This is a genomic window from Curtobacterium sp. MCPF17_018 (assembly GCF_003234135.1).
Lineage (GTDB): Bacteria > Actinomycetota > Actinomycetes > Actinomycetales > Microbacteriaceae > Curtobacterium > Curtobacterium flaccumfaciens.
The window spans coordinates 39077-58622 of record NZ_QKSJ01000004.1 but is presented as its reverse complement, the minus strand read 5'-3'; the positions used below and the strand labels follow the sequence as shown (position 1 = coordinate 58622).

General features: G+C 70.2%; 18 protein-coding genes and 2 tRNA genes. 7 read left to right on the top strand and 13 right to left on the bottom strand.

Translation table 11 applies throughout. The features are described 5' to 3' along the window. Window positions 1–42 precede the first annotated feature (42 nt). The gene (locus tag DEJ27_RS06320) at window positions 43–771 is read left to right on the top strand and encodes a YcnI family protein (RefSeq protein ID WP_181419999.1); all 729 of its coding nucleotides are present in this window, start codon (window positions 43–45) and stop codon (window positions 769–771) included. Window positions 772–821: 50 nt separating this feature from the next. After that, window positions 822–1430, top strand: coding sequence for a copper resistance CopC family protein (locus DEJ27_RS06315; protein WP_181419998.1), 609 nt, complete (start codon window positions 822–824; stop codon window positions 1428–1430). A gap of 63 nt (window positions 1431–1493) precedes the next feature. Here the strand turns inward: DEJ27_RS06315 and DEJ27_RS06310 are convergent, their stop codons facing one another. From DEJ27_RS06310 to DEJ27_RS06290, 5 genes are all read right to left on the bottom strand, one after another. Then, window positions 1494–2153, bottom strand: a complete 660-nt coding sequence (locus DEJ27_RS06310; RefSeq protein ID WP_027464696.1) for an ATP-dependent Clp protease proteolytic subunit — start codon at window positions 2151–2153, stop codon at window positions 1494–1496. Window positions 2154–2179: 26 nt separating this feature from the next. Next, a complete protein-coding gene (locus DEJ27_RS06305) occupies window positions 2180–2809 on the bottom strand; it encodes an ATP-dependent Clp protease proteolytic subunit (protein WP_035807635.1) in 630 nt (209 codons plus the stop codon). 169 nt (window positions 2810–2978) lie between these two features. Next, window positions 2979–4286 (bottom strand): trigger factor, encoded by a 1308-nt coding sequence (gene tig / locus DEJ27_RS06300; protein WP_027464695.1) that lies wholly within the window; start codon window positions 4284–4286, stop codon window positions 2979–2981. 53 nt (window positions 4287–4339) lie between these two features. Continuing rightward, window positions 4340–4416 (bottom strand) — tRNA-Pro (locus DEJ27_RS06295). Between the two features lie 93 nt (window positions 4417–4509). Then, window positions 4510–4785: a hypothetical protein gene (locus DEJ27_RS06290; RefSeq protein WP_110859209.1), complete on the bottom strand. Its 276-nt coding sequence runs from the start codon at window positions 4783–4785 to the stop codon at window positions 4510–4512. A gap of 54 nt (window positions 4786–4839) precedes the next feature. On the opposite strand from DEJ27_RS06290, the gene DEJ27_RS06285 reads away from it, so the two are divergent. Beyond that, window positions 4840–4913 (top strand) — tRNA-Gly (locus DEJ27_RS06285). 17 nt (window positions 4914–4930) lie between these two features. On the opposite strand, the gene DEJ27_RS06280 is transcribed toward DEJ27_RS06285, so the two are convergent. From DEJ27_RS06280 to DEJ27_RS06250, 7 genes are all read right to left on the bottom strand, one after another. Continuing rightward, complete coding sequence (locus DEJ27_RS06280) at window positions 4931–5221, bottom strand: DUF1905 domain-containing protein (protein ID WP_110859208.1); 291 nt, start codon at window positions 5219–5221, stop codon at window positions 4931–4933. Between the two features lie 224 nt (window positions 5222–5445). Further along, window positions 5446–6411, bottom strand: a complete 966-nt coding sequence (locus tag DEJ27_RS06275) for an endo-beta-N-acetylglucosaminidase H (RefSeq protein WP_110859207.1) — start codon at window positions 6409–6411, stop codon at window positions 5446–5448. A 28-nt stretch (window positions 6412–6439) separates the two neighbouring features. Beyond that, entirely contained in the window at window positions 6440–9451 is a 3012-nt protein-coding gene (locus tag DEJ27_RS06270; RefSeq protein ID WP_111090530.1) for a glycoside hydrolase family 38 C-terminal domain-containing protein, read from the bottom strand. Between the two features lie 14 nt (window positions 9452–9465). After that, on the bottom strand, window positions 9466–10881 hold the full coding sequence (locus tag DEJ27_RS06265; RefSeq protein ID WP_111090529.1) for a cellulase family glycosylhydrolase: 1416 nt from the start codon (window positions 10879–10881) through the stop codon (window positions 9466–9468). Next, window positions 10881–11858 (bottom strand): carbohydrate ABC transporter permease, encoded by a 978-nt coding sequence (locus DEJ27_RS06260; protein ID WP_220035374.1) that lies wholly within the window; start codon window positions 11856–11858, stop codon window positions 10881–10883. Before DEJ27_RS06260 ends, DEJ27_RS06265 begins: the two co-directional genes overlap by 1 nt. After that, window positions 11855–12733: a carbohydrate ABC transporter permease gene (locus DEJ27_RS06255; RefSeq protein WP_111090528.1), complete on the bottom strand. Its 879-nt coding sequence runs from the start codon at window positions 12731–12733 to the stop codon at window positions 11855–11857. Before DEJ27_RS06255 ends, DEJ27_RS06260 begins: the two co-directional genes overlap by 4 nt. A 32-nt stretch (window positions 12734–12765) precedes the next feature. Further along, window positions 12766–14040, bottom strand: a complete 1275-nt coding sequence (locus DEJ27_RS06250) for a sugar ABC transporter substrate-binding protein (protein WP_110859203.1) — start codon at window positions 14038–14040, stop codon at window positions 12766–12768. A 118-nt stretch (window positions 14041–14158) separates the two neighbouring features. On the opposite strand from DEJ27_RS06250, the gene DEJ27_RS06245 reads away from it, so the two are divergent. Then, window positions 14159–15190, top strand: a complete 1032-nt coding sequence (locus DEJ27_RS06245; protein WP_111090527.1) for a LacI family DNA-binding transcriptional regulator — start codon at window positions 14159–14161, stop codon at window positions 15188–15190. A gap of 191 nt (window positions 15191–15381) precedes the next feature. Here DEJ27_RS06245 and DEJ27_RS06240 read toward each other — a convergent pair whose 3' ends face one another. Further along, window positions 15382–16212, bottom strand: a complete 831-nt coding sequence (locus DEJ27_RS06240; RefSeq protein ID WP_111090526.1) for a helix-turn-helix domain-containing protein — start codon at window positions 16210–16212, stop codon at window positions 15382–15384. 132 nt (window positions 16213–16344) lie between these two features. Here DEJ27_RS06240 and DEJ27_RS06235 point away from each other — a divergent pair, with 132 nt between their 5' ends. Genes DEJ27_RS06235 through DEJ27_RS06225 form a run of 3 tightly spaced genes read left to right on the top strand, consistent with a single transcriptional unit; the run spans window position 16345 to window position 19481 of the window. Next, the gene (locus tag DEJ27_RS06235) at window positions 16345–17925 is read left to right on the top strand and encodes a sensor histidine kinase (protein WP_111090525.1); all 1581 of its coding nucleotides are present in this window, start codon (window positions 16345–16347) and stop codon (window positions 17923–17925) included. Between the two features lie 39 nt (window positions 17926–17964). Then, the gene (locus tag DEJ27_RS06230; protein ID WP_027464682.1) at window positions 17965–18627 is read left to right on the top strand and encodes a response regulator transcription factor; all 663 of its coding nucleotides are present in this window, start codon (window positions 17965–17967) and stop codon (window positions 18625–18627) included. After that, window positions 18624–19481: a DMT family transporter gene (locus DEJ27_RS06225; protein WP_111090524.1), complete on the top strand. Its 858-nt coding sequence runs from the start codon at window positions 18624–18626 to the stop codon at window positions 19479–19481. Before DEJ27_RS06230 ends, DEJ27_RS06225 begins: the two co-directional genes overlap by 4 nt. Window positions 19482–19546: the final 65 nt, after the last annotated feature.

Here is a 19546-nt window from a genome sequence, read left to right as displayed (position 1 = left end):
CTTGTAGAACAGCAGGTGCAGAACCACCCCGGAAGGAACCCCATGCAGAAGCGTCTCGCCGCCGGCGGCGCCGTCACCCTCGGTGTCGCGGCCGTCATCGTCCTCGGTAGCGCCACGACGGCCAGCGCGCACGTGTCCGCCACGGCCACGTCGACCGCAGCGAACTCGTACACCACGGCGACCTTCTCGGTCCCGCACGGCTGCGACGGCTCCCCCACCACCAAGATCGAGTTCCAGGTGCCGGAGTCCGTCATCGAGGTCACGCCCACCGTGAACCCGAACTGGACGATCACGAAGGCGACCGAGCCCTACACCGACCCGTCGGCCTCGGCATCGGACGAGGACCACGCCGAGACGGCCGCCGAGCGTGTCACCAGCGTCACGTACACCGCGAAGACCCCCCTGCCCGCCGACGAGCGCGACACCTTCGCACTCTCGTTCTCGCTGCCGGACGGCAAGGCCGGTGACCTCGTCGAGTTCCCCGCGATCCAGACCTGCGAGAAGGGCAGCGTCGAGTGGAACCAGGAGCAGCAGGCCGGCGAAGCCGAGCCCGAGCACCCGGCACCCTCGATCACGCTGACCGCCGCCGAGGCGACGGACGACGACGGTGACCCGATCGCCGCGACCCCGACGGCCGAGGCCGCCGGCACGACCGCCTCGAGCGACCCCGACCTGGTCGGTCGCTTCCTCGGCCTCGGCGGCCTGGTGCTCGGTGCCGTCGCACTGGTCGTCGCCGTCGCCGGCACGCGTCGTCGGAGCTCCGCCAAGTGACGCGGCGCGGCTCGCGTCGGTCCCACCCGCGGCCCTCTGCCTGGAGGCTCGTGGCCGGGACCGCCGCGGCCGTCGCGATCGCCGGTGGTGCGGTCCTCGGGCTCGCCGGTCCGGCCAGCGCGCACAACTACCTGGTCTCGTCCGACCCCGAGGTCGGCGGCACCCTGACCGAACTGCCGGAGACGTTCGACATCACGACGAACGACAAGCTGCTCGACATCGGCGACTCGGGGTCGGGCTTCGCGTTCCGCATCGTCGGCCCCGACGGCAGGTACTACGAGGACGGCTGCGTCGACGTCGAGGGGCCGTCGATGACCACGACCGCCGCACTCGGCGACTCGGGCGGGTACACCGTCGAGTGGCAGATCGTCTCAGCCGACGGGCACACCGTGTCCGACGAGTACCCCTTCACCTGGAAGGCACCGTCGGGCTTCACTCCGGCCTCGGGTGCGGCGAAGCCCCCGACCTGCGCCACTGCGGGTGACGACGACACCGGCTCGGACACCGCCACCGGCACGGCCTCGGGGTCGAGCGACTCGGCGGCGTCCGACGCGATCTGGATCGGCGCCGGTGGCATCGTGCTGGTCGGCGTGGTCGTCGCGGTGCTGCTGCTCCTGCGTCGCAAGCCGGCCCCGGAGTCCGACGACACCGACGACTGACCACCGCGCAACGACGAAGGCCCCGCACCGTTCGGTGCGGGGCCTTCGTCGTTCGTGCTGGTGCTACTTGACGAGCGCCGGCAGGTTCTTGCGGCTGGTGAGGACCTGGTCGATCAGGCCGTACTCCACGGCTTCCTGCGCGGACATGATCTTGTCGCGCTCGATGTCGTGGTTGATCTCCTCCGGCGTCTTGTTGGAGTGCTTCGACAGCGTCTCCTCGAGCCAGGTGCGCATGCGGAGGATCTCCGCCGCCTGGATCTCGATGTCGGACGCCTGACCGCCACCCTGCTGGGTCGCGGGCTGGTGGATCAGCACACGGGCGTTCGGCAGCGCGAGGCGCTTGCCGGGGGTGCCACCGGCGAGGAGCACCGACGCGGCCGAGGCAGCCTGGCCGAGGCAGACCGTCTGGATCTGCGGACGGATGTACTGCATCGTGTCGTAGATCGCCGTCATCGCGGTGAACGAGCCACCGGGCGAGTTGATGTACATCACGATGTCGCGGTCGGGGTCCATCGACTCGAGCACGAGCAGCTGGGCCATGACGTCGTCAGCCGACGCGTCGTCGACCTGCACGCCGAGGAACACGATGCGGTCCTCGAACAGCTTGGCGTACGGGTCCTGGCGCTTGTAGCCGTAGGCCGTGCGCTCTTCGAAGCTCGGCAGGATGTACCGATTGGACGGAGCCGGGACGTTCTGCGCGCCACCGAGCATGGGGAGATGCATTCTCGTTTCCTTTTCTTCGGTGGTGATCAGGACTGGGCGTCGGGCTCGGCTGCGCTGGTGGGCGTCTCGCCGTCGCCGACGGTGCCACCACCGCCGATGACCTCGGCGCTCGAGGCGCGGAGGTGGTCGACGAAGCCGTACTCGAGCGCTTCCTGCGCCGTGAACCAGTTGTCGCGGTCGTTGTCCTTGAGGATCTGCTCGACCGACTTGCCGGTCTGCTCGGCCGTGAGCTCCGCCATGCGCTGCTTCATGTCGAGGATGACCTTGGCCTGCGTCTGGATGTCGGCGGCGGTACCGCCGAAGCCACCGGACGGCTGGTGGAGCAGCACGCGCGCGTTCGGCGTGATGTAGCGCTTGCCGGGCGTGCCGGAGGACAGCAGGAACTGTCCCATCGACGCGGCGAGGCCGATGCCCACGGTGACGATGTCGTTCGGGACGAACTGCATCGTGTCGTAGATCGCCATGCCGGCGGTGATCGAACCACCGGGCGAGTTGATGTAGAGGTAGATGTCCTTCTCAGGGTCCTCGGCGGCGAGCAGCAGCAGCTTGGCTGCGATCTCGTTCGAGTTGTCGTCGCGGACCTCGGAGCCGAGCCACACGATCCGGTCTCTCAGAAGGCGGTCAAAAACACTGGGGTTCAGTGTTGCTTCGGCCATGGAAAAGCTCCCGTTCAGTTGTCGCTTGTTGTCGAACTTATCGGGTGCAACGCACCAGTTCTCGTCTGTTCGCTGTCGGCAATGCGAAGGTGCGGAAACGACGGACGGGAGGCACGGTGCCAGCTGGCACCGTGCCTCCCGTCAAGTCGTGCTGGTGGCGTCGAGATCGTTACTCGGCGTCCCCTGCCGGCTCCTGCGCGACGCCCGCCGTGAAGGCGGACAGGTCGACGGCGTCGCCGTTGGTGTCCTTGACGGTCACCTTCGACAGGACGGTCGCGACCGCCTTCGAACGGGCGACCTCGCCGACCATGCCGGGGATCTGGCCGTTCTGGTCGATGACCTTGATGAACTCGGCCGGCTCCATGCCGTACTGCGCGGCGGCCTGGATGAGGTACTGGGTCAGTTCCTCCTGCGAGACCTGGATCTCTTCCTTCTCGGCGATCGCGTCGAGGAGGATCTGCGAGCGGAAGGCGGTCTCGCTGGACTCGGAGACCTCCTTGCGGTGCTCCTCGTCCTCGAGGCGGTTCTCCTGCTCGAGGTGACGGTGCACCTCGTCGGCGATGAGCTGCTCCGAGATCGGGATGTTGACGTCCTCGGTGAGCTTCTCGACGAGCTTGTCGCGAGCCGCGGCGCCCTGACCGAAGGTCTTGGACTTCGCGATCTGCTCCTTGAGGTCCGCCTTGAGCTCGTCGATGGTGTCGAACTGGCTGGCGATCTGGGCGAACTCGTCGTCGGCCTCGGGGAGCTCGCGCTCCTTGACGGCGGTGACGGTGACGGCGATCTGGGCGGTCTCGCCCTCGCGGTCGCCACCGACGAGCTTCGACTCGAAGGTCGTCGACTCACCGGCGGTCAGGGACTCGAGCGCCTCGTCGATGCCCTCGAGCAGGTCGCCGGAGCCGATCTCGTAGGAGACGCCGGTGGCCGAGTCGACCTCGTCGTCACCGATGCTGGCGGTGAGGTCGATCTGCGCGAAGTCGCCGGTCTTCGCCGGACGGTCGACCGTCACGAGCGTGCCGAAGCGGGTGCGGAGGTTCTGCAGTTCCTCTTCGATCTCGTCGTCCGACACCTCGACGGCGTCGACGGTGAGCTCGTACGAGGAGTAGTCCGGCAGGTCGAACTCAGGGCGGACGTCGACCTCGAAGGTGAGGACGAGGTCGCCGGTGAAGTCCGCGACGTTCGGCAGCTCGGCGACGTCGGCCTCGGCACGGCCGAGGATGCGCAGCTCCTGCTCTTCGACCGCCTGGCGGTAGAAGTTGTCGATGGCGTCACCGACGGCGTGGTTCAGGACCTCGCCGCGGCCGACGCGCTGGTCGACGATCGCCGGCGGGACCTTGCCCTTGCGGAAGCCGGGGATGTTGATCTGCTCGGCGATGTGCTTGTAGGCGTGGTCGATGCTCGGCTTGAGATCGTCCGGCGTCACGTTCACGGTGAGCTTGACGCGGGTGTCGCTCACCTTGTCGACGGTGCTGGTGGCCAAGGGATGTTCTCCTGTTGGTTGACGTTCGTGTGGTCGGTGGTGCTCGAAGGACCTGGTCGGGGCGACAGGATTTGAACCTGCGACCTCCCGCTCCCAAAGCGGGCGCTCTACCAAGCTGAGCTACGCCCCGTTGGTGTGTGCCAGGGATCGGCCGCGCACGCGCAGGGCGCATGCGACCCCGGTGAGTCTAGCGGTCCGACGCCGCGCTGTTCCCGGACGTTGTTCAGTCGTCGTCAGCGGCACGTCGCAGTCCGCGTCGCCAACGGATCCCGACGGCCACCTGGACCCCGAGTGCGGCGACCGCGAGCAGCAGTCCGACGACGATCCGCCAGACGTGCAGCAGTGCGTGCGCGGGCTGCGACTGCGGATCGCCGAACAGGTCGGGGCGCAGGGACAGGACCGCGGCGGCGAGGACCACCAGCACGTACGAGACCACCCGCGACCAGCGGATGGTCCGCGCGGCGCCGGGGTCTGGCTTCGGGATGACGCGCGTCGGCATGTCGGTGCTCGTTCGTCCGCTACGATGGTCGGGCTGCGCCTGGTGCGCAGGCGCGGGGATGTAGCTCAATGGTAGAGCCCCAGTCTTCCAAACTGGCTACGCGGGTTCGATTCCCGTCATCCCCTCCACAACCTCACCTCTCCCGTCAGGGGTCGGCGAACTCGAGGGTGATCTCCGGGGAGTCACCGAGATCGACACGGGCACGCTTCCGCTCCGCCGCCCGCAACGGCACGAGGTACCCGCCGTCCTTCGGGAACAGCGACGTCGTCCACGTCACCGGGCCGATCGTCACGCGGGCCGGGATCACACCCCACCCGTAGGTGAGCACCGGCGCGAGGTCCGCGATGACCTCGGCGGCGTCCGGCGGCACGACGACGAAGAAGAACGGTGACGGGCCGCGCCACTCGATCACCTCGCCGCGGAACTCGAGCTCCATGCGGCGATCGTACGACCGCGGCGTCGAGCGCGCCGGGCCGGGATTCGTTTTCGGTGGATGACGGTTCCGGTTCACGATCGCCGGGGTCTGCGAACCGGAACCGTCATTCGCGAGGAGGAACTGGTGCCTCCCCCGGACCAGCGGGACCGGACGACGGACGCGCCCCGCGCCTCCAGGCCGGAGCCGGGGAGCACGGGGCGCGAGCCTCCGTCAGGATGCGAGCGTCAGCGGTACGACGCGGCCTGGCCGTAGAGCACGTTCGTGAACGACGACACGTACGCCGACTCGTCGCCTCCCGGCAGGTTGTACGTCATGAAGACGCCGTACCCGTCGGCCTTCGTGCGCTGTGCGAGCGACACTGCGGTGGCCTGCGGGGTGTTCTGGATGTCGACCGCGGCGGCGGACAGCTTCGACTTCGGCAGGCCCGGGATCGTCGGCGCCGTGTAGGTGCCGTAGTAGGGGTTCCAGGCGTAGTCGAGCTTCCCACCGATCGACGGGTTCGCCGTCTTCAGGGCGTCGGACGACGGGCCGATGTCGTAGAACGAGATGATCTTGCCCGGCATGTCCGCACGCAGGGCACTGATGAGCCAGCCGATGGACTGCTGGTTCGGCTGCGGGGTACCGTTCACGCCGTAGTCGGAGTACTCGTCGTCCAGGTCCACCCCGTCGAGTCCGTACTGCTTCACCGTCGCCGACACCTGCGCCGCGAAGTCCCGCGCCGCGGCCTTCGTCGGGAAGTTCGCGAGGCCGGCGCCCTGGTGGTTGCCGAGCACCGAGAGCGTGACCTTGATGCCCTTGGCCTGCAGCGGGCGGATCTGCGTGGCGGCCTGGTCGAGGGTGCGCTGCACGTTCTCGTTGTTGTACAGGACCGCCTTGCCGTCCTCGTAGTTGATGTTCGCGGCGAAGATGATCGCCACGTCGAACGCGTTCGCGCCGTTCGCCAGCGTGTACCGACCGACGTTGGCGAGCTCGTCGTTGTTCACCTCGACGTAGGCGATGCTCGTCGGCCCCGACTTGGTGGGCGCAGCGTGGTGCCCGTGACCGTGACCGCCGCCGTGGGACGGACCGTGCCCGTGCCCGTGGCTGGACCCGGACGAGGAGGGCGCCGCGGATGCTGCGGCGGGCACCAGTGGTGCCGCGAGCATGGCGACCAGTACGGTCGCGATGCTGAACTTCGTGGACTTCTTCATGGCGTTCCTCCTTGTGTGGATGGATCGATCACTCGCGTGGGAAGCGGAAGGTGCGGACCTCGTAGGCGTCGACGGCGAACGAGGACGCGTCGACCACCCCGGCCGGGGTCAGCGGCTCTTCGAGCAGCGTCACCTCGGCAGCCGGGCCGAACTCCGCGCCGTCGGCCTCGATGCCCCCGGTCCCCCGCTGCCCCGACGGCTCGTAGACGCGCACGACCAGGTCGCCGGACCGGTCGTCGGCGAGCTTCACGCTCGACAGCACGACGTCGCCGGAGACCTGCACCAGCGGGTCGAAGCCGTGCGCCCCGGTGATCGTCCGCGCGCCCGCGTTCATCCGCACGCCGGCTGACGTGGCTCCGAGCTGGTCGGTGCCGATGACGATGCCGTACCGGTGCGTCTGCACGCCCTGGTCGGTCTCGGGGTCCGGGAACCGCGGTGCCCGCAGCAGCGACAGCCGCACGGTGGTGGTGACGTGCCCGTCGACGGCGTCACGCGTGGTGTCGAAGCCGTGGATCGAGTCGTTCACGAGCGCGACGCCGAAGCCCGGCTCGGACACCAGCACGTAGCGATGCATCGAGGTCTCGAACTTCGCGGCCTCCCACGAGGTGTTCGTGTGCGTCACCCGCTTCTGCGCGCCGAACTGCGTCTCCGCGACGGTGTGCTCGGCACGGACGTCGAGCGGGAACGCCACCTTGAGGAACTTCTCGGTCTCGTGCCAGTCGGTCACCTGGTCGAACTCGACCGTGCGGGACCCCGGCGCCAGGACGATCTCCTGCGTCACCGTCGGGTCACCGAAGACCCGCGAGACGACGACCCGTGCGACCCCGGCCTCGTCGACGGATGCGTCGAGGGCCGACAGCGACACCAGGTCCTCGACGCGGTTCCGGTAGTACCGGTCGACGTCCCACGCGTCCCACATGTTCGGGAAGTCCTGGTGCAGCTGCAGCAGGTTCGCCGCCTGGCCGGCCGCGATGGCCTCGCGCCCACTCGCCAGGTCGACGGCGCTCGTCACGAGCCCCCGCGCGTCGACGACGACCCGCACCAGGTCGTTCGCCAGCACGTACCCGCCGTCCTGCTCGGTCAGCGACACCGCGGTCGCCGCCGCCACGTCGGTCGCCAGGACCGCTCCCTGCGCTGGTGCACCGGCCTGGAGGAACGGGGCCGGGTTCACGACGACGGCTGCGTCTCCGGTGCCGGCGAGCGCCGAGAGCGCCTGGTCGATGATCGCGGTCAGCGCCGCGGCCGTCTCGGCGTAGCGCTCGACCGCTTCGCGGTGCACCCACGCGATCGAGGTGCCCGGCAGGATGTCGTGGAACTGCTGGAGCAGGACCTGCTGCCACAGGGCGTCGAGTTCGTCGTACGGGTAGGCGAAGTCGGTGCGGGCGGCGGCGGTCGCGGCCCAGAGCTCGGCCTCGATGAGCAGCTGCTCGCAGCGGCGGTTGCCCTGCTTCGTGCCGTGCTGCGACGTGAGCGTGGCGCGGTGCAGCTCGAGGTACAGCTCACCCACCCACACCGGGGGGTCGGTCAGCTCGGACTTCGCCCGGTCGAAGAACGCGTCCGGGTGCTCCCAGCGGACCTTCGCGCTGCCCTCGAGGTCGGCCAGCCGTGCCGCGGTGCCGGTCATCTCGCGGGTCGTCCCACCGCCGCCGTCACCCCAGCCGACCGGGGCGATCGAGCCGGTGGCGAGTCGGTTCTCGCGGAACTGGCGGGAGGCCTTCGCGACCTCGCTGCCGGACAACCGCGAGTTGTAGGTGTCCATCGACGGGAAGTGCGAGAACACCCGCGACCCGTCGATGCCCTCCCACAGGAACGTGTGGTGCGGGAACTTGTTCACCTGGTTCCACGAGATCTTCTGCGTGAAGAACCACTCGAAGCCCGCACGACGCATGAGCTGCGGCAGCGCCGGCGAGTACCCGAAGCTGTCGGGCAGCCAGACGCCCTTGGGCCGGATGCCGAACTCGCGCTCGAAGAACCGCTGGCCCTGCGAGAACTGCCGGACGATGCTCTCGCCGGTCGGCATCACGGTGTCGGACTCGACCCACATGCCGCCGATCGGCAGGAACCGGCCGGCCTCGACCGCAGCCTTGACGCGGGCGTAGACCTCGGGACGGTGCTCCTTGATCCACGCGTACTGCTGCGCGCTCGACATGCCGTACAGGAAGTCGTCGGTCTGGTCGATGAGCTCGGTCATGGTCGAGGTGGTGCGGGCGACCTTGCGGATGGTCTCGCGCACGGGCCAGAGCCAGGCGGAGTCGATGTGGGCGTGCCCGACGGCCGAGATCGTGTGCGCCGAGGCCTCGGCGGGAGCGGCGAGCACCTCGGCGAGCGCCGCACGGGCGTCACCGGCGGTCTCCGGGATGTGCTGCAGGTCGAGCGCGTCGAGGGCGTCGTCGAGGGCCTGCAGGATCCGCATGCGTCGGGGTCCGGCGGGCAGCTCGGCCTGCAGTTCGAGCAGGACGTCGACGTCGAGGGCGAGTTCGTGCACCTCGGACTCGAACACGGCGAGCTCCATCCGGCGGGTGGCGTACAGGCGCTTCGACGACGAGGTCTGCACGTCGCCCTCCTGCGTCGGCAGGAAGGGGTGGTAGTCGAGCAGGACGGGGTTCGACGCGGCCTCGACGAAGAGCTCGACGGTCTCCCCGCCCTCGGCCCGCTCGGTGACCAGGACCCACTGGTTGCGTGGGTTGATCGACTTCACGGGTGTGCCGTCGGCCAGGTAGACGAGTCCCTCGCACTGGAACCCGGGCATGTTCTTGTCGAAGCCGAGGTCGATCACGGCCTCCACCCGGCGTCCGGCCCACTCGGTCGGCACAGTCCCGGTCAGCCGGAACCACGTCGTGCCCCAGGCCGCACCCCACGGCGTGCCGACCTCGTAGGGTTCGAACGTGAGCGCGAGCCCCTCGGTCGGGGGGATCGGCTCCCCCGGCAGCTCGTGCCAGGCGGTCTCGAGGGCCGTCGTGGTCGCGTGCACCGCGGGGGTGATCCGCTCGTCGAGCACCCGGCGGGCGCGTCCGGTGGTGAGGGGGATGTCGTCGTGCATGGGGCCTTCCGGGGTCAGGGCGTGGTCGCCGGGTGGGCGACGCGGACGGTGGTGGTGTCGAGGTCGGACGGCACGTCGATGCAGCGGTCGATGCCGCGGGCGGCCAGCAGCGTGGTGTCCGACAGTCGGGAGCGCAGGACGACCTGCGGGCCGCGGCCGTCCGGCGCGGCCTCGGCCAGGGCGAGCCAGGCGGCGGCGAACCGACCGCCGGGGGCGCAGTCGGCGCGGGTGCCGTGCCGGTCGGTGCCGTCGGACAGCACGTCGTCGAGGACGAGCGCGGTGGTCGGCGGTGCGGCGCGGGCGTCGCGGGTGTGCTCGGCGCGGGCGAGGGCGGCGAACGCCTCACCGGCGGGCTTCAGTCGTCCGTCGTTCGTGAACAGCCCGAGGTCGTACTCGAGCTCCGGGAAGTCCGCGAGCGACCGGGCGACGTCGTGGGAGCACCACCACGTCACCCCGAGCACCTGCTGCGCGTCGAGGACGTGCCGGATGGTCTGCTCGGTGAACGCGGCGGCGTCGGCGGGGTCGACGACGTTGGTGGGTGCCCCGACCTCCTGCAGCCAGTTCGGACGGGCGGCGTCGCGGTTCCAGGCCGCGGCGAGCTGGAGCAGGTACTCCCCGTGCCGCACCGACCCGGCCCCGAGGGCGCCGTGCAGGGCCGCCGAGCCGTTGAACACCCACGAGTGTGTGACCGTGGCGTCACCGTGGTCCGCCGCGTGCTCCGGGCCGAAGGGCTGGGCGTCGTCGTACCACGCCGCGTCGTACTGCGCGACGGTGACCAGCGGCCCGGGGCGCGACCCGGTGGCGGACGGGACCGACGAGGCGGGGTCGAGCCGTGCCTCCAGGCCGACCGACACGGACGACGCGGCTGACCCCGACGACCCATCCGACCCCGACGACCCGTCCGACAGCCCCGCTCGCGCCGCCGCGACCATCGCCGCCGCCCACGCGTGCCCCTGCTCCGCCGTGATCGCGTGCGGTGCGGGGTGCGGCGCGTGTGCGAACTGGTTGACCTCGTTGCCGATGGTGATCCCGAGCAGGTTCGGCCTGTCGGCGACCGCTCCGGCGAGCGCCCGGACGTAGGCGGCGGTCGACGCGACCACGTCCGGGTCGGTGAACATGTTGCGGCGGTGCCAGCTGTCCAGCCAGGACGGCACGAAGTCGAAGCTCGACAGGTGCCCCTGCAGGGCGTCCACGTTGACGTCGAGCCCGAACGAGTCGGCGAGGTCGACGACCGTCGCGACGTCGTCGAGGGCCTGCTGCCGGATGAGTGTCCGATTCGGCTGGACGACCGGCCAGAGCGGGAAGATGCGCACGTGGTCGGCGCCGATCGACGCGATGGCCTCGAGGTCCCTGGCGGTGTCCGACCGCGAGAAGTCGAGCCACGAGTGGAACCAGCCGACCGAGGGCGTGTAGTTGACCCCGAAGCGCATCAGCCCTTCACACCGCCCTCTTCGACGCCCTTGAAGAAGAAGCGCTGCAGGACGGCGAAGATCACGGCGATCGGGATGAAGGCGATCATGGTGCCGGCCGCGATCATCCGCTGGTCGGTGGCGAACGTGCCCTGCAGGTACTGCAACCCGACGGTCAGGGTGAGGTTCTCGGGCGACTGCAGCACGATGAGCGGCCAGAGGAAGTCGTCCCACGCACCGATGAACGAGAAGATCGCGATGACGGCGATGGTCCCCTGCACGGCGGGCAGCGAGATGTAGCGCAGGCGCTGCAGGGCGTTCGCACCGTCCATCACCGCGGCCTGGTCGATCTCCTCGGGGATCTGCCGGAACGCGTTGAACATCAGCAGGACGTTGAGCGCCGCGATCATGCCGGGCAGGGCGACGCCGACCAGGTTGTCGGCGAGGCCGAGGTCCTTCACGGTGACGAACTGCGAGATGATCGTCGCCTCGCCGGGCAGCACGAGGGTGCCGAGGAACAGGCCGAGCACGAGCTTCCGGTGCCGCCACTGCAGACGGGCGAGGGCGAAGCCGGCCAGGGTCGCGAACACGATGTTGCCGAGCACGTCGATCGCGGCGACGAGCAGCGAGTTGCCGATGTACCGCCACACCGGGATCGCGGCGGCGACCTTCAGGTAGTTCTCGATGGTCGGCTCGGACGGGATGAACGACGGGTTCGCCGTGTAGATGTCCTCACCGGCGCCCTTGAGCGACGTGGACAGCTGCCACAGGAACGGGCCGATCGTGATGAAGAGCACCACGATGAGCAGGACGTAGCGGACGACCTTCTCGCGGGTGGACATGACGCCCCAGACCGCGCGGCGCCGCTTGCGTCCGTCGCGTCCCTTCTGCCTGGAGGCCCGCCCCGCGCCCGTCGCGCCGGTCACGTCCGGCGTCGGGCTGGCTGCGCCCTGCGCGCCGCCGATGACGGGTTCGGTCGTGCTGGTCGTGTTCGTCACTTGTCCGCCTTGCTGTTCATCCGGGCGAGGGCGAGCATCGGCACGAGCGTCACGACGAAGAGCAGGAGGCTCAGGGCGGACGCGTAGCCGAGGTTGCCGGTGAAGCCGCGGGCGTACTGCTGGATGAGCATGACGAGCGAGTTGTCCTGCCCGCCGGGCCCGCCGGTGCCGTTGGTGAGGATGTAGAGCTCGCTGAACACCCGGAGCGCGGAGACGCACACCAGGATCCCGACGAGCGTCATGGTGCCGCGGACCCCGGGCATCGTGACCGACCAGAAGCGCCGGACCGCGCCGGCGCCGTCGAGCGCGGCGGCCTCGTGCAGGTCCTTGCCGACGTTCCCGAGGGCGGCCAGGAAGATGATCATGTAGTAGCCGAGCCCCTTCCACACCGTCAGGCTGATGGCGCTGAGGAGCAGCAGCCACCGGTCGGTCAGGAACGGGACGCTGCCCTGCACGACGCCGAGGGCCTGCCCCATCTCGTTGATGACGCCGCGGTCGTCGAGGATCCACGTCCAGATGAGCCCGACGACCACCGCGGACGCGATGACCGGCGTGTAGAACGCGGTGCGGAAGAACGCGATCCCGGGCAGCTTCTGCTGCACCAGCACCGCGATGAGGAGCGGGAGGACCGTCAGCAGCGGCAGGCACACCGCCATGTAGATGACGCTGTTGAGCAGCGCTTCCCACACCTGCGGGTCGGCGAGCAGGGTCTCGAAGTTCTCGAGCCCGACCCACTGGCTGACGCCGCCGAGCGGGCTGGCGTTCGTGAACGACAACCGGACCGTGTTGATCGAGGGCCACAGGCTGAACGCGACGAGCCAGATCAGTGCCGGCAGGACGAGCAACCAGGGCGTGTACCAGCGGTTGGCACGCATGACGATCCTCCCTCTTCCTTCTCCGGGCTGGATCAGCCGTTGGCCAGCAGGCTGTTCATCTTGGTCTGGGCGGTCTGCAGCGCCTTCTCGGGCGCCACCTGGCCCTTCATCGCGAGGGCGATCTGCTGGTCGAGGAAGTCCGTCATCGCGGAGTTCGCCTCGACCGGGTTGATGACCTTCGCCGTCTTCAGGGCCTCGTTCGCCAGGACCCGGGCCTCGCCGTTCACGGTGCCGTCGTCCTTCGAGAAGTACGGGTCGGACTGCGACGACGTGGTGGACGGGAAGATGTTGACCTCGTGGGCGAACGCCTCCTGGTTCTTCGCGTTCGTCATGAACTTCGCGAAGGCCTCGGCGGTGGCGAGGTGCTTCGACTTGCTCGAGACCGACAGGCCCTGCACGTAGAGCGGCGGGGTGTCGAGTGCGGGGCTGACGGTGACCTTGCCCTTGAGCGACGGGTTGTTCTTCTCGAAGTCGGCGAGCGAGGTGGCACCACCGGTGGTCCAGGCGACCTTGGCCTGCGTGAACAGGGTGGAGTTGCCGAGGTAGTCGCTGTTCAGCACGTTGGAGGGCATGTAGCCGTCCTGGTACGCGTCCTTGTAGCGGTCGATCAGGTCGGCGGCCTTCGACGAGTCGGCGAAGGTGAACTTCGTGCCGTCGGCGTTGAGCACCTTGACGCCGGCGAGCGTGAAGTCACCGAGGCCCGGCTTCCGGCTCATCAGGTAGTCGGTCGGGCAGTTGTCGTGCATGGTCTTCGCCTGCGTGAACAGCTCGTCGGTGGTCTTCGGCGGGTTCTTCGCGTCGAGGCCGCACTTGGCGAACATCGTCGAGTTCCAGTAGTTCACGTCGGTGTTGAGGTACCAGGGGTACCCGAACGTGCCGTCGACGCCCTTGTACTCGTACGAGGCCAGTGCCCCGGCAACGTACGTGCTGTCGAGCTTCGAGTCGTCCTTCGCGACGTCCTGCAGGAACCCGCGCTTCGCGAGCGGCAGGGCGATGTCCGGCGGCAGGTTGATCACGTCGGGCAGGCTGTTCGACGAAGCCTGGCTGAGCACCTTGTCGGCGTACCCGTCGCCGGGCTGGTCCTGCAGCTTGACCTTCGCGTCCGGGTGGGCCTGCTCGAAGTCCTCGATGACCCCGTTGAGGTAGCCAGTGTAGGTCGGCGTGAGCGCCCAGGTCTGCAGGGTGATGGTGCCGCTGATCTCGCCGTCGCCGCCGTCGGCCGCGTTCCCGCCGCTCGAGCAGCCGGTCAGGACGAGCGCCGTCGCGGCGGCCGTCGCGAGCAGCGCGGTGGCGCGGCCCCTCGTCATGCGTGTGGTGGTCCTCATGGCGTCTGACTCCCTCGTCATAGCTGAACCGGTTCAGCAACAGTCACCGAACCCGGGTGTGGCAGCCACTGTGAATGACTAAAGCGCTATAGTCAACCCCGTGGCCACCAAGCGTCGAACGACGATCGCCGACATCGCCGCGCGGGCCGGCGTGTCCATCAGCGCGGTGTCGTTCGCGTTGAACGACCGCCCCGGTGTCTCCGACGAGACCCGCCGCCGCGTGCGCGAGATCGCCCTCGAGCTCGACTGGCAGCCGCACACCGCGGCCCGGGCACTCGGCGGTGCGAAGGCCGGTTCCATCGGGTTCGTGCTGAACCGCCCGGCCCGGACCCTGGGCACGGAATCGTTCTTCGGCGACCTGATCTCCGGCATCCAGCTCGGGCTCGCCGGCACCCACGTCGGCATGAACCTGCTCGTCGCGCGTGACGCGGACGAGGAACTCGAGACCTACCGGGACTGGTGGCGCGGACACCGTGTCGACGGCGTCATCGTGATCGACCCCCGTCGCGACGATGCCCGGCTCGCCCTGCTCGCCGACCTCGGCATGCCGACCGTCGTCGTCGGCTCGCACCCCTCCCCCGACGGCGCCGCACCCACCGTCTGGATCGACGACTCGGACGCCACCGACACGGTTCTGCGGTACCTGCACGCCCTCGGGCACCGGCGCATCGCGCACGTCGCCGGCAGGCCCGAGTTCGAGCACACCGCCATGCGCATGGACCGGCTCCGGGCGTTCGCGGCCGACGAGGGGCTCGACGACGCGGTCTCGGTACCGACGGACTACTCGGCCGAGGCCGGCGCGAGCGCCACCCGCACCCTGCTGTCGAGGAGCGTCCGACCGACCGCGATCGTCTACGACAACGACGTGCTCGCCGTCGCCGGGCTGGGCGTGGCGAGCGAGATGGGCGTCGCGGTGCCCGGCGACGTCTCGATCGTGTCCTTCGACGACTCGGCGATGATCCGGCTCGTCCGGCCGGCGATCACCTCGCTCACCCGCGACACGGTCGAGCTCGGGCAGCGTGCGGCGACCCTGCTGCGCGCGCAGATCGACGCCAGCACCTCGCTCCCGTCACGCGCGGGCCCCTCGCTCACCCTGAGCGTCCGCGAGTCCACCGGCCGCGCCCCCGCCTGACCGCTCCGGAGGTCGGCGCCGACGACTCACTCGTGCTGCCGCCGCGACCGGCGCGCCACACCGCACCTGCGACGGCGCGGGACGACGTGGTCTTCTCCGCGCCGTGACGGTTCTGGCTCACGAAACCCGAGGATCGTGAACCAGAACCGTCATCGATGCGAAGCGGAACTGCCTTCCCCCGCGGTCGACGGTCACCGGCGGTTCGTCGGGGGTCGGACCCGCTCGAGGGCCCGCCGCATGGACGACGTCGTGCTGAAGCCGAAGCGGGTCGCGACGTCGGACGGGCGGTCTCCACGACTGAGCGCGCTCCGGACGGCGAGACTGCGGTACCAGCGGCCGAGCTGCGCGGGCGAGCATCCCGTCGCTGCGACGCACCGGCGCTCGAGGGTGCGCTCCGACATGTCGATGCCGACGAGGAGCTCCCGCACGGATGGTTGACCGGCGGGATCGAACAGGCGGTCGAGAACCCGCGCGAGACCGTTGTCGCCGAGCATCGGGGGCGGGTTGTCGCGGAGCACCGTCGTGACGACGAGTCGGGCGAGGGCCTGCTGCTGCGCGCCGTGCCACCTCCCGCCGTCCAGGTGCCCGACGTGGCGGAGCGCGAGGCCGACATCGGGTGAGGGAGCCCCGGGCGGACCGGTCGTCGCGATGGCCGGGAGTGCGAGGACCTCGTCGGCGAGGGGTCCGAGCGTTGCGGCACCGACGAGGACACCGGTCAGCGCGAAGAGTGCTTCGTGCGGGAACGCGTACGTCGCAGCGGCATCGGGCGGGCCGGAGCACTCCGGGCCCGTGCTGATCGTGATCGTCGCGTGCCCTTCGACGAGGGCAGCGGTGCCGGCGTCGACGATCGCGATGTCGTGTCCGCGCCGGATCCACACGGAGCGGGACCGCGTCGCCACCCAGACGCGGGTGCCCGTCGGTTCGACGTCGAGCGTCCACGCCTCGTCGTCGGACCGGACCTCGGTGCCCGGCCCGACCTGGAGCCCGACGGCGTCGATCAGTGCGCGGAGCGCATCACCCATCCGACGAGCGTGATCCACGGGCAGGACGCGCGGGCGTGGATCGGACGGTCTGTGGAAGAGGGGGGATAACCCCACCCGGGGTGGGGAGAGGGCAGGATGGGGGAACGGCTCCGCGATCGCGAGGCTGGATGCATGACCGACACCGACCGCCTCGACCAGGCGCGAACCGTCCCGCTGGACGACGTCACGCCTTCGCCCGACCAGGCCCAGACCGTCCCGCTGGGCGACTCCGTGCCCCCTGGAGCCACCAAGCCGATGCCCCAGTACCCGCGCCAGCACCACCAGGACCCCCAGGACTCCCAGGACGCCGCGCAGTCCCCTCCGGCGTCGTGGAGCGCCACCCCGCGGGTCGGGTCCGGTCCGGTCGGTGGTTCCGGTCGCGGGTCCGGCATGACCGCCGGGCAGTTCTACCGCGACGCGTGGAAGCGCCTGCCGCGGGACTTCGGCTACATGGCGCTCACCGCCGTGCTGCTCTGCACGCTGTACTTCGCGTTCCCGACGGCGATCTTCGGTGGCGGGTTCCGGGACCTGTTCAACCCCTTCGTCCTGCTCATGTTCTTCATCGCGCTGTTCGTGGCGCGGTGGCTCGGACAGTTCGAGAAGCTCCGCATGAGCTGGGCGGACCCGAGGCCGATCCGCCCGGTGGACTGGACGCCCCGCTGGCAGCAGAACTGGTGGACCCGCACGGGGTCGGCCGTCGCCAACCCGCACTACTGGCTCTACCTGCTGCACGCCGCGGTCGTGTACCCGCTCGTCGCGGTCGTGACCGTCGGGGCCGGCGCACTGCTGATCCTCGGTTTCACCTGGCCGGTCGTCGTGGCGGGCGCATGGGCGTTCGGCGGCGTGGGTGGGCTGTCGTACCCGAGCTGGGACTACGGCGTGGTGGCCGGCATCGGCGTCGCCGGGCTGCTGTCGATGGCCGCCTCGGTCGTGCTCTTCCCGCTCTGGGCCCGCGGGTCCGTCCTCGCGCACTACTGGGTCGACTTCGGCCTGCTGGGCGGCTTCCGGGCCGAGCAACTCGAGCAGCGCGTCGCCGGCCTGCAGGCCTCCCGCGCCGGTGCCGTCACCGCCGAGGGGCAGGCACTCCGCCAGATCGAGCGCGACCTGCACGACGGCCCGCAGCAGCGGCTGGTGCGACTCCGCATGGACCTGTCCGCCGCCGAGCGCGCCTTCGAGAAGGACCCCGAGAAGGCCAAGCAGCTCATCGGCGAGGCATCCGAGCACGCCCAGGACGCCCTCGACGAACTGCGCGCACTGTCACGCGGCTTCGCCCCGCCGATCCTGCTCGACCGCGGACTCGTCGCGGCGCTCGAGGCACTGGTCGCCCGCACCCCGATCCCGGTGGGCCTGGACGTCCGGCTGCCCGAGGGCCTGGAGCTCGCCACGGAGATCCAGCGCAACGTGTACTTCACGGTGAGCGAGCTCCTGACGAACACCATGAAGCACGCCGGCGCCACCACCGCCGGGGTGTACCTCGGCCTGGTCGTCGACGCCTCGGGCCTCTGGTACCTGACCGTCAGCGTCACCGACGACGGCCGGGGTGGTGCCCGGCCGCAGCAGGGCCACGGGATCGAGGGTCTGATCGGCCGCATGCGGGCCCTCGACGGCGACCTGGTCGTCTCGAGCCCCGAGGGCGGCCCGACCGAGGCCACCGCCCGGATCCCCCTCGGGGCCCTGAACGGCGTGCCGACGGCGGCGAACCAGCGGTCGTGACCCCACGGGGGCGTCCGCGCTCCCACTAGGCTGGTCGGCATGACAGACGGCCCGGATGCAGCACGCATCCGGGCCGTCGTCGTCGATGATGCCGTCCTGCTGCGCGAGGGCCTGGCCCGCGTGCTCGACGAGGCCGGCATCGACGTCATCGGGCAGTACTCCGACGCCCGGGCCTTCCTGGCCACCCTGCCCGAGGGTGCACCCGACGTCGTGGTGATGGACGTGCGGATGCCGCCGACCTTCACCGACGAGGGCGTCCGCGCCGCCGTCGAGACCCGCCGGATCGCTCCACGGACAGGTGTGCTCCTGCTGTCCCAGTACGTCGAGGCCACCTACGCCGAGGACGTCCTCGCCGCCGGCGCGACCGGCATCGGCTACCTGCTCAAGGACCGCGTCACCCGGCTCGAGGAGATCGACGACGCCGTCCGCCGCATCGCCGCCGGCGGCACCGTGCTCGACCCCGAGGTCGTCACGCAGCTGATGAGCCGCCGTCGCGACCCGCTCGCAGCCCTGACCCCGCGCGAGCGTGACGTGCTCGGGCTGATGGCCGAGGGCCGCACGAACGCCGCCATCGCCCGCGCCCTGGTGATCGGCACCGGCGCCGTCGAGAAGCACGTGTCGAGCATCTTCGGCAAGCTCGCACTCGAGGACACCGGAGAGGACCACCGCCGTGTCCTCGCCGTCCTCGCCTACCTGGGATGAACCGGGTCCCCGCGCCCCTGCTGGCCCTCACCGCGATGGTGTCCGTCCAGCTCGGCGCCGCGATCGCGAAGACCCACTTCGACGACGTCGGCGCGGTCGGGGCGGCCACGCTCCGGCTCGTCATCGGCGCCGTCGTGCTCGCCCTGGTGATCCGCCCGCGGATCCGGCACTGGACGCGGGCGCAGTGGCTCGGTGCGATCGGGCTCGGCCTGGCGCTCGGCGGCATGAACGTCTTCATCTACCTGTCGTTCGCGAGCATCCCGATCGGTGTCGCCGTGACGATCGAGTTCCTCGGGCCGCTCGCCCTGTCGCTCGTGCACACCCGGCGCTGGCGCGATGCGCTGTGGGCCGTGCTGGCGCTCGCCGGGGTCGTGCTGCTCGGCGTGGGCCCGACCGCGGTGACCGAGGTGGGCGGTGTCGTCTGGGCGGTCCTGGCCGCCGGGTGCTGGGCGGGCTACATCGTGATGAACCGGCACGTCGGCGCCGCGATCCCCGGCGTCGACGGGCTCGTCGTGTCGATGGTGGTCGCGATGCTCGTGTCGTTGCCGTTCGGGCTCCGGTCCGCGGTCGACGGCGTCCTGCACGAACCGACGCTCCTGCTCGTCTTCGGTGCGGTCGCCGTGCTGTCGAGCGTGCTGCCGTACGCCCTCGAGATGCTCGCGCTCCGCCGGATGCCGACGCGGGTGTTCGGCGTGCTGCAGAGCCTCGGCCCGGCGATCGCCGCCCTGGCCGGCCTGGTGGTGCTGGCCGAGGGGTTGACGGTGCTCGAGACGGTCGCCCTGGCGTGCGTCACCGCCGCGAGCGTCGGCGTGACGATGTCGGCGCGTCGCCGACGCGGCGGACCGGTGGGGTGAACGAAGAGGAGGCCCGGATCACGTCCGCCGACAGCGGTGCGTGATCCGGGCCTCCTGGGAGAAGA

Coding starts and splice junctions, on each gene's coding strand:
- DEJ27_RS06320 (WP_181419999.1), top strand. CDS start 43: ATGCAGAAGCGTCTCGCCGCCGGCGGCGCCGTCACCCTCGGTGTCGCG.
- DEJ27_RS06310 (WP_027464696.1), bottom strand. CDS start 2,153: ATGCATCTCCCCATGCTCGGTGGCGCGCAGAACGTCCCGGCTCCGTCC.
- DEJ27_RS06305 (WP_035807635.1), bottom strand. CDS start 2,809: ATGGCCGAAGCAACACTGAACCCCAGTGTTTTTGACCGCCTTCTGAGA.
- DEJ27_RS06290 (WP_110859209.1), bottom strand. CDS start 4,785: ATGCCGACGCGCGTCATCCCGAAGCCAGACCCCGGCGCCGCGCGGACC.
- DEJ27_RS06280 (WP_110859208.1), bottom strand. CDS start 5,221: ATGGAGCTCGAGTTCCGCGGCGAGGTGATCGAGTGGCGCGGCCCGTCA.
- DEJ27_RS06275 (WP_110859207.1), bottom strand. CDS start 6,411: ATGAAGAAGTCCACGAAGTTCAGCATCGCGACCGTACTGGTCGCCATG.
- DEJ27_RS06270 (WP_111090530.1), bottom strand. CDS start 9,451: ATGCACGACGACATCCCCCTCACCACCGGACGCGCCCGCCGGGTGCTC.
- DEJ27_RS06265 (WP_111090529.1), bottom strand. CDS start 10,881: ATGCGCTTCGGGGTCAACTACACGCCCTCGGTCGGCTGGTTCCACTCG.
- DEJ27_RS06255 (WP_111090528.1), bottom strand. CDS start 12,733: ATGCGTGCCAACCGCTGGTACACGCCCTGGTTGCTCGTCCTGCCGGCA.
- DEJ27_RS06250 (WP_110859203.1), bottom strand. CDS start 14,040: ATGACGAGGGGCCGCGCCACCGCGCTGCTCGCGACGGCCGCCGCGACG.
- DEJ27_RS06240 (WP_111090526.1), bottom strand. CDS start 16,212: ATGGGTGATGCGCTCCGCGCACTGATCGACGCCGTCGGGCTCCAGGTC.
- DEJ27_RS06235 (WP_111090525.1), top strand. CDS start 16,345: ATGACCGACACCGACCGCCTCGACCAGGCGCGAACCGTCCCGCTGGAC.
- DEJ27_RS06230 (WP_027464682.1), top strand. CDS start 17,965: ATGACAGACGGCCCGGATGCAGCACGCATCCGGGCCGTCGTCGTCGAT.
- DEJ27_RS06225 (WP_111090524.1), top strand. CDS start 18,624: ATGAACCGGGTCCCCGCGCCCCTGCTGGCCCTCACCGCGATGGTGTCC.